The organism is Rheinheimera sp. (assembly GCF_036568245.1).
Lineage (GTDB): Bacteria > Pseudomonadota > Gammaproteobacteria > Enterobacterales > Alteromonadaceae > Alishewanella.
Window position 1 is genome coordinate 1 of record NZ_DATCSY010000192.1, and the last position, 14,711, is coordinate 14,711.

Here is a 14,711-nt window from a genome sequence, read left to right on the forward strand (position 1 = left end):
ATAAATATCACGTCAAGTGGATCGGGGCTGCCAATTGAAAGAGAAAGGCCATGGCAGATAAAGCGATGCTGCTCGGTTAACTGGCTGAATTTTCGCTGCAGGCTGCCACCGAATGGGATCCAGTTTTCCGGCGCCACTTCAAAAAAATCAATGACAGCAGGTTTAGCCGCAAGCATGTCATCAAGCATTTCCCGGCGCAGCCCCAACCCTGCCCCCTGCAATACCTGTGGGCTCAGTTTACTCATATACATCCCCATCAAACAAAAGCCTGCTAACTGCAGGCTTTATCCGGCTTGCTTAAACGTGACCACCGCATTTGGCTTCTTTCGATTTCTCTTTGCCTTTGCTTTCACCGCATTTGCCTTCGCCACATTTACCTTCTTTCATCTTCTCGGCGTTGGCTTTCATGTTGTCTTCGCCGCATTTACCTTCGCCGCATTTGCCTTCTTTCATTTTCTCGGCTTTAGCCTTCATTTTATCTTCGCCGCACTTACCCTCGCCACATTTGCCTTCTTTGGCTTTAGCTTTATCCTCACCACATTTGCCCTCACCGCACTTGCCTTCACCAGCGACCATTTCATAACCTGACGCAAGCTCGACTGCTGTAAATGGATTGGCGTTGGCACTGCCCGCAACAGAGGCCAGTGAGCCCAATACTAAAGCGCCAACGGTCATAGCTACACCTGAATGTTTCATTGCTTTCATTTTTTCACCTGTTGTGTTTGTTAACTCAAACCAGTAGACCTGATATCGCCAAAAATATTTCAAATAATATTTTTGTGCTTCTGGTTACATCATCTCTGAAAACTTGTTTTTAGCCAACCCGCCGGATATTCTGGCTTTATAACCCAGCATAATACTTGATTACCAATGCAGCAAAATGAACCAGCCAGACTTTTTCAGTTGGCTTTGAATTGCTATCAGAAACGACAATTTCAAGAAGCAAAGCAACTGTGTAGCCGCTTATTACAATTGGCTCCAACCTCAGTAGATACACTGCATCTCATGGCGTTATGCTGTTCTAATGATACACCTGAATTAGCAGAGCGTTATTTCAAACAAGCCATTACACTGCAACCAACCCATAAAGCAGCAAACAAAAATTATGCTAACTTTCTGTTAGCAAGAAGCCGTTATAGCGATGCTCTACCTCATTATGAGCAGCTTCATGCGGTGCTCCCGGGTGACTCTGATATTACTTATGGCATTGCTTTCATCCATTTCCAACAGCGTCATTATCGTGCGGCTTTGGATATGATTAAAAAAGCAACTATACAACCAAGCGAGCAAACCAAATGGCTTCAGCTTAGTGCAAGAGCCTTACTCGAGTTGGATGAGGCGAATGAGGCATTACAACTATTAAACTCCGCGTTGCAAAGACAGCCTGAGGATGCCAGCTTATTACAAACTAAAGTACTGGCGCTGCGTCAGTTACAACAGCTGCAACAAGCTCAGGATTGTTTACAACAAATGCCTGACACCCCTGTCAATTTATATTTATCAGGTTGTATACATTATGACCTGAAACAGTACTCCGAAGCTGAACAAAAATTACTTCAGGTACTGGCTATACAACCAGACTATATCGATGCACATGAAGCGTTGAACAAGCTCTATTGGGAGCACGATAACAAGCCCGAATTTCTAGAATCTTATACCCGAGCGTTGCTGAAAATACCTGATTCTGTAGCTCTTTATATTAGCTATATTTCACATTTGCTAATGGCAGAGCAGCTCTCTGACGCGTTTTACGTGGCTACACAGGCACTGCTCCGTTGCGGCCAACATCATGCGCTACTCCATGCTTTGGGTACAATCCATTATAAACAAGGTGATACAACGCAAGCAGAAAACCTCTATTTACAAGCGTTAACACAAGCTCCCGAAAATGTCAGATATCTTCTGGATGCCGCTAGTATTCTAATTAAGAAAAAAGATTATAGTTCAGCTGTGGAATTATTAGAAAAAGCCCGACTTACTCAGCCGGATAACCAGGAAGTATGGGCATATCTGGGATTATGCTGGCGTGTAATGCATGACTCAAATCATCATTGGTTAAACGACTACCGTCGCTTTATTAGCGTAAAGAAACTACCAACACCGCCAGGTTATGACAGCTTTTCAGCATTTTGGCGGGAGCTAAAAATTGCCGTAACCCAATTGCACGTAACAGAGCATCAGCCACTAGATCAAAGTGTACGTAATGGAAGTCAAACAGTCGGTTATCTGTTCAACAGCCCACAGAAGGTCATTCAGGTTTACCGCGAACTGTTAACCTCTCATTTGCAGCAATACTTAGCAACTCTGCCCGAGGATATGTCACATCCATTGCTACGACGTAATACCGGCAGTTTCCGTTTCTCTGGCGCCTGGTCAGTAAAATTAAAGAGTGATGGTTTCCATACCAATCACGTACACAAACAGGGATGGCTGTCTGTGTGTACATACCTGAACGTACCAGCAGCAATTACTGCTACTGATCCAGAGCGCCAGGGCTGGCTTAAATTGGGTGAAACTTCACTGCACTTAGATGACCGGGAGGAGACCGCACTATCAGTATGCCCGGAAGAAGGGCTTTGTGTCATCTTTCCAAGCTATATCTGGCACGGAACGTCACCTTTTAATAGCGACGATGAACGTATTACGCTTCCCTGCGATATTGTACCGGACATCTAGAAAGGTTGGGCCTGATATAACAAACTAAGCATCACTTTCAGGCGACACAGGTAAGATATCAGAGTAATTGTGACGCCGCCCTGACGCACTTTTATACAATGGTTTTCTTACCTGCCACACACTGGCCGTTTTGACGGCATTTTTTGCAGTGTGGAAATGCAATAATTCTGCCTGATACTCTAAACCAAGAAAGCCCAGCAGTGGTTTCAAAGTTGTTTCAGGGTGCATAACCAACTGATCATAATCGAGAGTGTAGATATCTTGCCCGAACATCTGCTGCCAGTGTGACATCAAAATCTCATGCTGTTGATAATAATGTATCGTATCCTGAAGACTGTTAGCGTAGTTCATCGCAGAACCCAACCGTAAAAAAAATACTGACAGGCAGTTATCTATCTTATTTCTCTTGGTATAAATAAACTTAGCACGTGGAAACAGTGCTTTTAATAAGCCCATATACAGATAATTATCAGGTCTTTTATCCGTTAGCCTAATTGCCGCTGGGAAACATTGCTCACAGTATTCTAAATACCGGCTTGCCAGCTGAGTTAAATCTGCAGCCGAGACGGTAGTGAATTGCTGCGGATAAATATTTCTCAGATGTTTATGGAAAAAATCAATTTCTCCGCCGGCAGTTATCTGGCTGTGTTGTGCCAGGATCTGTTCAGCTAACGTAGAACCAGAGCGGAACATGCCACAGATAAATATTGGTGAGGCATCATTACGCTGCATATGTTTATCCAGCCAATCGCGATCTAGAGTATGTATTATCTGTTGTATCTGACGTTCGGTCTCCGACGGAACGTAAGGTGGCATGGTTAAACTATTTAGCTTATTAGCTGCGTTAAATTGTTCGAAAGCTTCAGCGTAAGCACCACATTCATCAAATGCTTTGCCAAGCGCATAATGTAGATTAATTCTGGAGTCCTGAGCAACGGAAGGTTCATTAAGCACACGTTTCAACTGAGTAAGCAATAAATCGTCCTTACTGTTAAACGTTACAACATCCGCCAACCGCGCGTATGCCTGATAATATTTAGGATCAGCATCCAGTACTCTGCGAAACATAGCTTCGGCTTCAGCCTTGTCTCCACGTTCCTCTGCAAGATTCGCCAGGTTATACAAAGCGGGTACATAATCCGGCTTCAACTGCAGCGCTGACATCAGTGTTTGTCTGGCATTTTCTTCCTGACGCAGGTGATCACTATAAATTACGGCAATGTTCAGTAAAACCTCCTCTGGCTCCGATATGTTAAGTTGGAGTGCGTGCTGATATTGCGCAATAGCTGCCGAGTACTGTCCGGCAAAACGTAAGTAAAATGCGTGATTGTAAAACAGTGACGCCTTCGTTGGGAAAAGACAGCAGTAATCTGCATATAAACTCGCCGCTTGCTGCGAAAAGCCGTATTTATGTAGCACCGCACAGAAAGGAGCCAGATGTTTCAGATGATGTTCGGTAAGTTGCATCACCCGCCTGAAACAACTTAAAGCATGATCTGCATCGCCATTCTCGCTATAGAAATAAGCAAGCTGTAACTGCAGATTATAGTTTTCCGGCTCTGCGGCTGACCTCATAACGAGACTTTCCAACGTCTGTGTTTGCATTACACCAGGTTTACCTGGGTTGACTTTAGCTTGCATGCTAAACGACTACTCCGGCTTGCTTTAATTTAAACTGCAATGCTGCAAGCTCCGTTTCAACATTCCGCCACTTTTCAACAGATGATGTGTAAATTGGCTTTCTCACTTGCGCAGCACTTGCTGTAGTACTGACTGAGTCAGCTTTATGAAACTCCAATAACTCAGGCGTATATGTCAGACCACACCATTGCACCAGGCGCTTTGTGGTTTCTGCAGCATCATTGACCATATCTTCATAGTGGACATCCAGAATTGCTCCTGGCATGACGCTGTGCCAGTGCGCCATAATATTCTTGTAGGTGATATAATAATTCGCCAGTTCATCCAGATCATAAGAAAATGAATAGGCGTTGATAAACAATGTTTTAAATATTGCATAGCAACTATCCATAGCATTTCTGCTTAAATGGACTATCCGAGCATTTGGCAGCGCTTTTTTAATAAAACCGCAGTACAGAAAGTTGACAGGTAATTTATCTAGCGTAAAGGTTTTCCCACCTGATATTTCGGCAACTGCAGCGGTATAACGCCGCCCCAGCTCTGCAAAATCAAGTTGCAATGCCGCTTCATGTAAACTGCCGACACTGTTGTGCTGCGACATATACTGCTGCGCCATCGACGCAAGTAGCTGCGGAAACAATGATAATTCACCAACGGAATATACATCTTCGTGTTGCGTTAAAACCCGCTCAACCAAAGTTGTTCCTGTTCTAGGCATGCCTACTATAAAAATAGGGCCAGAATTATCCTGTGCCACGCTATCTACAGTGATATTGGCCGTTGACTTAATAATATCAGCAATCGACTTCAGCTCAGCCGCTTCGTTATAACTGAGTTGCTTGCGCATCAAAGCGGCCCCCTGCTTCAACATAGCAAACGACTCTTTATAGTCAGCAATATCTTCCAACTCTTTTGCTAAGGCATAATAGATTGCGGGGTGTTGGCCAGAGGCATCTGTGACAAGCCGTTTTAAATTGTCAATATGGTTATGTTTGTCAGTATAAGTTTGCAGCGCAGAGCGCAAATGAATAGCACCAGCATTGTTAGGGGTCTTAGTTATCACTTCATCAAGCAGGGTATAGGCCTTTTGAGGCTGATTGGTAAAGAAGTGACAAAGAGCCAGTTGGTGTTTAACATGAGTATTGTCCGGTTCAACAGCAAGCATGCGTTGGTATACCGGTATAGCTAGCGCAGGTTGCTCAGCTTGCATAACGACTTTACTAATTGCCGCCAGAAACGCTGTATTGTTACCGGCATAAATAGCTAAGGCTTTGTCTGCAAGTTTTACAGCCGCTGCATACTGATAACGGCTTAACGAAAGCTGTGCCTGATTCAATAACAAAACTGGATGTTCCGGTAATAGCTTTAAGGCTGCCCTGAGATAACTTTCTGCCTCAATGAGGTTACTCTCTGCCATTGCCAATTGATAATTCAGATGCAAGCTCGCTATGCATTGAGGAAACTGCGTAAGTAACTGGTTGGCTTTATTTCTTGCTAGCTCATGCTCTCCTCTGCGCTTTAGCGTAAATACCTCCTGCATCGCAGCTTTACTACTATCTGACTGAGGGGGCAGTGATAATTGTTGCGTATTCACTAAAACTCTCCTGACAACTACAAATAAAGTCAGTTATAAACAAAAACGGCGGCATTAAGCCGCCGTTTTACTTGCGTTATTAATTAGAAACGCATGGTCACGCTAGCGTGGATATAACGACCTAAAGTATCGTAGAAACCTGCAACAGTGTTAGCGTTAGACGCTAAGCCACCGCCGACCATCGGAGGTTCTTTATCCAATACGTTGTTAACACCGACCAGCAAAGCTAAATGATCATTAACATCGAATGCCGCTGTCAGATCCAGGTAGCTTTGTGAACTAATACCGTCACCAACCAGAACATCTGTCGCGCCATCATAATCTACCTTACCGAAGTAACGCCATTTTGCAGACGCCGTCCAGAAATCACCGGTAGTGTAGCTGACCGTCATAGAGTGACGCCATTTTGGCTGAGCAAAACAGTCTGCGTTGATTTCGCCAGAGCAATCATAAGTTGCAGATGCTACGCCAGGTAAAGGTTCATACTCTTTTTTCAAGTTGTAAGTACCAATTAACTTAACTGTCAGCTTACCTTCGCCTAAGTCTGTTTCATAGTTTGAACTTACATCAACTCCACGCCAGTGGCGGCTTGCCAGGTTAATATTTGTCGCTGTAACAAAACCTTCCTCACCTCGCCATAAACTACCAGTACCTGGTGCACGGGTAATATTATTACAGAAAGAATCCAAGCCTGTTTCAGCACACTGACGCAATGTTAATTCAGAACCAATAGTACCGATAACTTCATCCAGCTGGATATCCCAGTAATCCACACTGAAATTAAAGCCTTCAAACGGGTTGGCTACTACACCAAATGACATGGTATCTGCAATTTCTGGCTGTAGCTCTGGGTTACCACCAAAAAAGCCGTTGTACTGACTGGCCGGGTTCGCCGTGATATTACCGTACTGATCAGCTGTCACGCCAGTGTTCGCACACTGTGCAGCAGTATATTCCGGTGTTGCACCGGCACATGGGTCTGCACCTTGCCATAAACCCAGGTTCTGGTTGGCGAACAGCTCAGCAACGTTTGGCGCACGTACTGCGCGGTTATAACTGGCACGCAGTTTCCAGTCTGTCGTTACTGACCAGTCAAGAGCCACTTTATAGGTCGATTCGCCACCTGATGTATTGTAATCTGAATAGCGATAGCCTAAATCCAGGATCAGGTTCTCTACTGCCGGAGCATCGTCCAGTAAAGGTACACTTAGTTCACCAAATATTTCACGAACATTGTAGCCGCCTACCAGGCTTGGCGTAGGGCCACCTTGCCCGGCCAGATCGCCCAGCGCGAATACTTCATCAGCTAAACGCTCGAAATCTACTTCACGGTTTTCCACACCAAATACTGCTGCAAGTGGCATGGATGACGTTGGCAACGTCATATCTAATTCACCAGAAACGAAAGCGTTGACTATCGTCTGAGAAGTATTGCCTGTCAGGATTGCTGTACCACCCATTGATGCCGCGGCTTCAGGAGAAATCCCCTGATAAGTAAACACCGGGTAAGGAACACAGCCTGCTTCACAAGGCGCAGCACCAATTGCGCCTACGGCAGAAGCAATACGCGGCTTATAGAAATCGTTTTTGTAAACCGAATTAGATGCAGTTGAACCATACTGGAATGACACATCGTAACTCCAGCTGTCGTTAATATCACCTTCGACACCTGCAACAATACGATAAGAGCTGTGCTCTAACGTATCCTGACGGCCCCCACCTTCGACGTTACGTTTACCGATATAAGCACCAACTTCCGTAATGTCTGCTCCGAAAGCATCACGTAACTGTTGGCGCTGCAAATCACTAAACAGTTCATTGTTTATATCAAATGTAAAGAAGTCGAAGAAGATACCTGACTCAGCGATTTGCGCTACCGTACGGTCGTGCATATAACCCACTTCCATGTAAGGACGGGCATGCTCGTTAATTTCATAGTCAACAAAAGCACCAAAGGTATAACGCTCGTCCGGTCGCATAAAATGGTTTACCGGCGCATAGTTGTAAGGAGTTGGCCCACCTGAAGTATCAAAGCCGCCGTTTGGATCAAGCGTCCAGTTAACTTCACTACCAAAATCTGGTGTACCGTCTTCTGAAGAATAAAAGTAGAAGTTAGGGATCGGTGTGGTCGGCGAACCACCACAAGCGGTACCGGCTGCATTTAATGCACAAGATGAATAATCGCGCGCACCTTGACGCAATTCATCAACCTGACGCCAGGTTGCGTAGGCAGTCGCATGACCTTTACCGTTTGCGAAATCACCACCCATGGTTAAATCAATATTGATTGTTTTACCATCAATACCTGAGCTTCCGGTTGGATAGTCGTAATCGCGCTGGTCCATCAACCCCTGAATGTACTTATTATCATTGTCGTGTTGGTAACCTGAACCACCAACAGTCACCTCAAAGCCTTCAAAGTCGTCATTCATGACAAAGTTAACAACACCGGCTACGGCGTCAGCACCATATGTAGCTGAACCGCCACCAGTTAACACTTCAACGCGTTGCACCAAAGAGGCTGGGATTTGGTTAACGTCAGCAGACTGCGTATAAATACCGCCAGGTTGTAATCGGCGACCGTTTACCAACACCAATGTACGCTGCGCACCCATACCACGCAAATCCAGTGTCGCAGTACCCGCTGCACCATTGGCCAGGAATGAAGTTTCTGCAGCTTCAACCTGCGGCAGGCTGTTCATTAGGTCTTCAATACGAGTAAAGCCTGACAGTTTAATTTCTTCGGCAGAAGTGATTTGTATAGGACTTGATGTTTCAAGATCGGTACGTTTAATACGAGACCCGGTTACTTCAATACGCTCAACCTTGGCAACTTCTTCTTCTTCCGCAGCGTTTACAGAAGCTGTAAACGCTGTCGTTGAAGCTGCACCAAAAGCAATTGCTAAACGCACGGCCTTGCTTAATTTATTATTCGTATACATGTATTTCTCCCTGGATCACTATGGTTAGTGATTCTAATTGTTCACAATTCCAACCCTTTGTGGCAGCTGAACCTCCGCCTGTCGCAGATTTTACCCGCTTCATCCCTTACGACTATAAACGCAATATTTCTGCAGGGTCAACTGTTTTACGGAACAATTTACGTTAATCATGGTCAGCACCGGGTTTTTATACAGACTAGGTACCTGAATGAGGAAAAAGAATTATTCAGAAAGGATTTATATATGAAAAGATCATGACATTAAAAAAGCCTGGGGCATTGCTGCCCCAGGCTTTTTAAAACTAAGTACCTAGTGTACTTAAGTTAAATACTCAACTTAATATTAACAAACTGTTAGAACGTTTGTTCATAACGGAAGTACCAGAAACGACCGATGTCGAAGCCACCATAGTACGAGAAGTTAGCACTTGGTTGCGAGAACATGATCGGACCTTGTTTCTCGAACACGTTGTTTGCACCAATTGAGAACTTAGAGTTCCAAGGTGTGTTGTAACTCAACATAATATCGTGGAACGTAGTAGAACCTTTTTTATCCAGTGGCGTTACCAGATCATTCGTCCAATCAGCACTGAAATCAGGCATGTTACATCTGTCATCGAAGTAACAATCTTCTTTCATTGAAGAATAGTAACGCACGTTCCAGTTAGCGCTAAAGTCACCCAGGCTCCAGTTCAAGCCAAGAGTAGAACGCACTCTGAACGTCTCAAAACCTACGTCAGGCGTCATCCGTGCTTCAGGGTCGTTGGTAGACTTACTGTCGTAACGAAGAGTGTATGTTGTATTCCAGTTAGTACGGAAAGTACCGACTTCTGTATCCAGCTTATACGTTAGACCGATATCGTAACCTGCTGTTTTTGTTACACCAGCGTTACGCAGACCATAAGTCAGCTCGCTCACGATATGAGTAACAGGGTCACGCGAGAACATAGCACAACGAGCTTCTTCTAAACCTACATAGCAATCGTCCACAATACGGTTAGCACTGTCTGTGACCATGGTATCTTCGATAGTGATATTCCAGTAGTCAACGATTACTGTCAGGTCAGTCAGGAACTCTGGGTTATAGACAAAGCCCACTGTCTTAGTTTCTGACGTTTCTGGTTGTAACAGAGGGTTAGAACCACTGTTAAACGGTACCGGAGTTTGCGCAGCCGGGCCAGTCGTTGGAACAAAACCTTGCTGCAACTGACGGTAATCAGCTGGCACGTCTTGTAAACAACGGGCAGTACCTTTAGCAACACCGTATACAGAGTCACAAGGGTCAATAAAACCTGTTACAAACGATTGTGAACCACCACCATACAGGTTATTGATTGTCGGCGCACGGAAACCTTCTGACCATGTAGCACGTACCAGCAATGCATCTACTGGTTTCCACTTGATACCAACTTTACTGTTAGTGGTATCACCGAAAGTGCTGTAGTCAGAGTAACGCGACGCCAAGCTCAGGCTTAACTCTTTTGCACCAGTCATATCAGCTAGAACCGGTACATTTAATTCTGCGTAGTACTCTGTTAAATCGTACTCACCGCGGGTCGGTCCGGCTGCTAAAGTAGATGTTAGACCTGCTTGCGCTAGTGCATCCGGTGCATAAGCACCTTCTTCTTTACGATGCTCACCACCTACAGCGAATGTCAAATCACCAGCTGGCAGCGTAAATAACAAACCACTGATATTAGCAAAGTAGATGCTTGTTGTGGTTTCACCACGTGCATGCGACGTCGGGTAAAATTTGGCTTGAATATCCGGATCGCTTAATGAGTTTTCAACTGAGCCTGCACCGAAACCTGCAAACGGGTTCCAAGGCACACACTGGGTTAATGCAATTGGGTTAGCTTCAGTACCACACTGCACTATGCCCTGGCTGTTTAAGAAAGACGGGCCAGTAGCTTCAACCACTGCCGGAATGTAATAATCACCACGACCCACTATCACTGTTTCGCTTTGGCTGTATACGCCACCAACATCCCAGTCGAAGAAACGGTCACCAATATCGAAAGAGCCTTCCAGCGCAGCAGTAAAACGGAATGTATTCTGATCACTGGTTGTTACCCGAGGCACTTCCCAACCTCGACGCGTAAAACGTACATCTTCACCGACAGGGTTAAAGTAGCTGTCAGCGTCCAGGTACCAGCCGCTTACTGTACCAAAAGTTGACGTAGATTGCAGTGGATAACCAGCAATTTGACGTGTCGCACTACGATCTGTATAACCAACATCGGTTGTAAAACGTACATTATCAGACAGGCTGTAGTTACCGTTAATATATAAAGAACGGGCACTCAATGGAGAAGATAAATGCATCTGCTCACTGGCATTGCTTGAACCGTTAGCATAGGTTTGCTGTTCAAAATCATCAGGGAATGACAGAGCATCACCCGGGCGTTTCGCTACCCACCATTTGCCATCATAGTTAAAACGGCCATACTGACCAACTAGAGTACGGTTATTATTAATGTCATAGCCAGGATAGGTAACTGCAGAGAATTCGCGATCTTTAGCCCAAACATCCTCTTCGTCACGCCATTCAAGTCCGAAGGTTACAGAACCGCGGTCAGATGCGAAACCACCAACTAAACTGACGTTTTTCTTAGCGCCATCACCTTCATCGTATTCACCACCGTAAATACTCAGTTCCAAGCCTTCGAAGTCTTTACGGGTAATAATATTTACCACACCGGCCATAGCGTCAGAACCATACAGCGTCGAAGCACCATCTTTCAGTACGTCAATACGCTCTACCATTGACATCGGAATAGCCGAGATGTCTTGATAGCCGCTGGTGGTAATACCTAAACGTTTACCATTAACCAGAATTAGTGTGCGGGTAGTGCCAAGGTTACGTAAGTCTACGTAACTACCGCCTACGTTCTCACCAGAGCTTAACGGCGCTGAACGGCTGATTGGAGGCGCACCGGTAGTAGACATATTCTGCAACAGGTCGTTGATAGACGTAAAACCTTGGTTTGCAATATCCATCCGCGTCATGGTGAATACAGGCTGAGATGTCTCGATATCCGTAGAACGGATACGTGAACCAGTTACGTCAATCCGCTCGATTTTTGCGGTTTCCTCGGTTTCTTGCTGAGCTAAGGCCACACCAGACAACGTAGATGCTGCTCCAAAAGCAACAGCTAAGCGCACGGCCTTGCTTAATTTATTATTAGCGTACATGTATTTCTCCCTGGATCACTGTAGTGATTATATTTTTCAATAATTACCAACCTTTCACGGCGATTGGCACTCCGTTCATCGTTGAAAGCATCCTGCTCATCGCCGGCTGATGATAAACGTAAGTTTTCAGCAGGGTCAATAGCTTTTAGGGAACTCCAATCGAATTAAATTGTCCTTTGCCGTTTCTATCTCAGAAACAGTGCAGGTCATCGCAAAAATAAGTGAGCAAATAAAAATCAAATACATAAAAATCAAAAACTTAAAAAAATACTTGAAAAAGTACATTTATGTAACTCTGCAATGATATAAGTACCAGTGTATGCTTTTCATTACATCTAAAGTGTTAAAACTACTGGTGATGACAATTTGAGTCTCGACTCAACTATTTTTCTGGCTGGCAGTTTACTGTATAACTCAAGACCACTGTATATAAACACACATCAGACATGCTTAGCGATCAGTTAAAAAGCCAGATCCGTGCTATCCATAACCGGATAAAAAGCAGCCTGCCCAATTACCAGGCGCGAGCCGGGCAAAATCAACTGGTAGCGGAGATTGCCAAAATATTGGCAGGTACCTATCACCGGCATGAGCGCATTGGTCTGATTGAAGCCGGTACCGGCACTGGCAAGTCGCTGGCATATATGCTGGCTGCGATACCCTATGCGCTGTCGCAGAAGAAAAAAGTAGTCATCGCCACAGCGACTGTTGCACTGCAGGAGCAACTGGTAAATAAAGACCTGCCGTTTTTTCAGCAACACAGCAAACTGTTATTTGAATTTTGCCTGGTTAAAGGCCGTCAACGCTATGCTTGCATGGAGCGCTTGCGCCAGCAGCAAAAACACCCAGAGCTGTTTGCGGCAGTAAATGATGATGTGGTTGACTGGCATAAACTTGCAGATAACTGGCAACAACGCTTCTGGCTTGGCGACAGAGACACATTGCCAGCCCCACTGTCGGATAACATGTGGCAGCGCATTGTTGCCGACCCACTACATTGCCACAAACATGACCGACGCCACCTGAACTGCCCTTTTCATCTGGCACGTGCTGAAATCGAGCATGCTGATGTATTGGTTGTGAATCATGCTTTACTGCTGGCGGATCTGGCCAGTGGTAACAGCGTACTGCCCTCACCGGACGACACACTTTATATCATCGACGAAGCACATCATCTGCCGGATATTGCCCGCGACTATTTTGCCGCGCAGGCGCAGCTGACTCATAACAGTGTCTGGCTGGAAAAAGCGGGGAAACTGGTGCAACAGTTAATCGCTGTTTTACCGGCAACCGTGATGAAAGAGTTATTGCGTTTTGACGACAGTTGCAATGAACTGAACAGCCTGCTCAAACCGATTGAAAGATGCGTGACTGAATTTACTCCACGCTGGTTCAGTGACAAAACCGAGTATCGCTTTAGTGATGCCGCTTTACCTAAGCTGTTTCAGCAGCAGGCGGAACAGTTGTCTCAGGTTAGCCAGAAAGCACTGCAACAACTGGATAAAATTCAGCAGCAAATCCAGGAGAACAGTTCAGAGCAGCAGCTTTCTATGAAGCAAAGTCTGCTAGTACTGCAGGAGTTTAGCTACTTACGGCAGAAAATTGAGCAGCAACAGGCGCTGTGGCAGCTTTATGCCGTAGCGCAGCAGAAACATGTGCAGCAGGCCCGCTGGATAGCGCTGCATACACCAGGGCAACACGTTATAGGCCATGCCTGCCCGCTTGGTGTCGCCAGCAAGCTGGAACAATTGCTGTTTAATGATGCGTTTGCGGTTATTCTGTGTTCAGCCACACTGACCGCCCTGAATTCATTTCAGTACATCAGATACGATTTGGGTCTGAGCCAGTTTGAAGGGGTAAAAACATTACAGGTAAGCTCTCCTTTCGCCTATGCCGAAAAAGGCCAGATTATTATTCCTAAAATGAACACTGAGCCAACAGAGAAAGCCTATACCGATGAACTGGCTAAGTTGTTACCTCGCTATCTGCCGGATAATCAGGGCAGCCTGGTGCTGTTTGCCTCCTACTGGCAAATGCAGCAGGTTGCAGAAATGCTAAGGAAAAAAGGCTTCTCACTGTTAGTGCAGGGCGAAGCATCCAGGCAAGCGCTGCTGCAATTGCATGCTGAAAACTGTAAACACGATAAGCAAAGCATCTTATTTGGCACTCAGAGCTTTTCCGAGGGGCTCGACTTACCGGGTAAATTGCTGACCAATCTGGTCATCACGAAGCTACCCTTTGCCGTACCCACCTCACCACTGGAAGAAGCCCTGGCAGAGGCAATAAGCCGAAAAGGTGGTAATGCCTTTGTACAGTTAACTATTCCGGCTACTGCAAAGAAACTGGTGCAGGCCTGTGGTAGACTGCTGCGCCAGGAACAGGACGAAGGCAGAATTATCATTTTAGACCGGCGACTGGTCACCAAGTCTTACGGTCAGGCTATGCTGAATGCGCTGCCGCCGTTTCGTCGTCAGATAGAGTATTAACAGGAAGACATTTTGGCCACAGAACTGGTTTTAGAACCTTCAATCTGGTTGTTGTTGTGCGCCGTCGCTTTCAGCGCGGGTTTTATCGATGCGATAGCCGGTGGTGGCGGCCTGCTTACAGTGCCAGCATTGCTAACTGCCGGCTTGCCACCGCATGTGGTGCTAGGTACCAATAAAC

9 protein-coding genes are annotated in these 14,711 nt (G+C 45.6%); 3 read left to right on the plus strand and 6 right to left on the minus strand.

From position 1 onward, the window contains the following. Positions 1-245, minus strand: a 245-nt coding sequence (locus VIN66_RS08660) for a DUF692 family multinuclear iron-containing protein (RefSeq protein ID WP_331923602.1), incomplete at its 3' end; no start/stop codon positions are given. Between the two features lie 52 nt (positions 246-297). After that, a complete protein-coding gene (locus tag VIN66_RS08665) occupies positions 298-705 on the minus strand; it encodes a hypothetical protein (protein WP_331923603.1) in 408 nt (135 codons plus the stop codon). A gap of 165 nt (positions 706-870) precedes the next feature. Here VIN66_RS08665 and VIN66_RS08670 point away from each other — a divergent pair, with 165 nt between their 5' ends. Continuing rightward, complete coding sequence (locus VIN66_RS08670) at positions 871-2,676, plus strand: tetratricopeptide repeat protein (protein ID WP_331923604.1); 1,806 nt, start codon at positions 871-873, stop codon at positions 2,674-2,676. A 24-nt stretch (positions 2,677-2,700) separates the two neighbouring features. On the opposite strand, the gene VIN66_RS08675 is transcribed toward VIN66_RS08670, so the two are convergent. From VIN66_RS08675 to VIN66_RS08690, 4 genes are all read right to left on the minus strand, one after another. Beyond that, positions 2,701-4,251: a tetratricopeptide repeat-containing sulfotransferase family protein gene (locus VIN66_RS08675; protein WP_331923605.1), complete on the minus strand. Its 1,551-nt coding sequence runs from the start codon at positions 4,249-4,251 to the stop codon at positions 2,701-2,703. A gap of 67 nt (positions 4,252-4,318) precedes the next feature. Continuing rightward, the gene (locus VIN66_RS08680; RefSeq protein ID WP_331923606.1) at positions 4,319-5,911 is read right to left on the minus strand and encodes a sulfotransferase; all 1,593 of its coding nucleotides are present in this window, start codon (positions 5,909-5,911) and stop codon (positions 4,319-4,321) included. A gap of 83 nt (positions 5,912-5,994) precedes the next feature. Further along, the gene (locus tag VIN66_RS08685) at positions 5,995-8,853 is read right to left on the minus strand and encodes a TonB-dependent receptor domain-containing protein (RefSeq protein WP_331923607.1); all 2,859 of its coding nucleotides are present in this window, start codon (positions 8,851-8,853) and stop codon (positions 5,995-5,997) included. A gap of 353 nt (positions 8,854-9,206) precedes the next feature. Further along, a complete protein-coding gene (locus VIN66_RS08690) occupies positions 9,207-12,047 on the minus strand; it encodes a TonB-dependent receptor domain-containing protein (protein ID WP_331923608.1) in 2,841 nt (946 codons plus the stop codon). Between the two features lie 446 nt (positions 12,048-12,493). Between VIN66_RS08690 and dinG the strand changes: the two genes are divergently transcribed. Together dinG and VIN66_RS08700 are read left to right on the plus strand one after the other, a co-directional pair. Further along, the gene (gene dinG / locus VIN66_RS08695; protein WP_331923609.1) at positions 12,494-14,533 is read left to right on the plus strand and encodes an ATP-dependent DNA helicase DinG; all 2,040 of its coding nucleotides are present in this window, start codon (positions 12,494-12,496) and stop codon (positions 14,531-14,533) included. Positions 14,534-14,545: 12 nt separating this feature from the next. Next, positions 14,546-14,711 (plus strand): TSUP family transporter (locus VIN66_RS08700; RefSeq protein WP_331923610.1); only part of this gene is annotated, 166 nt, incomplete at its 3' end.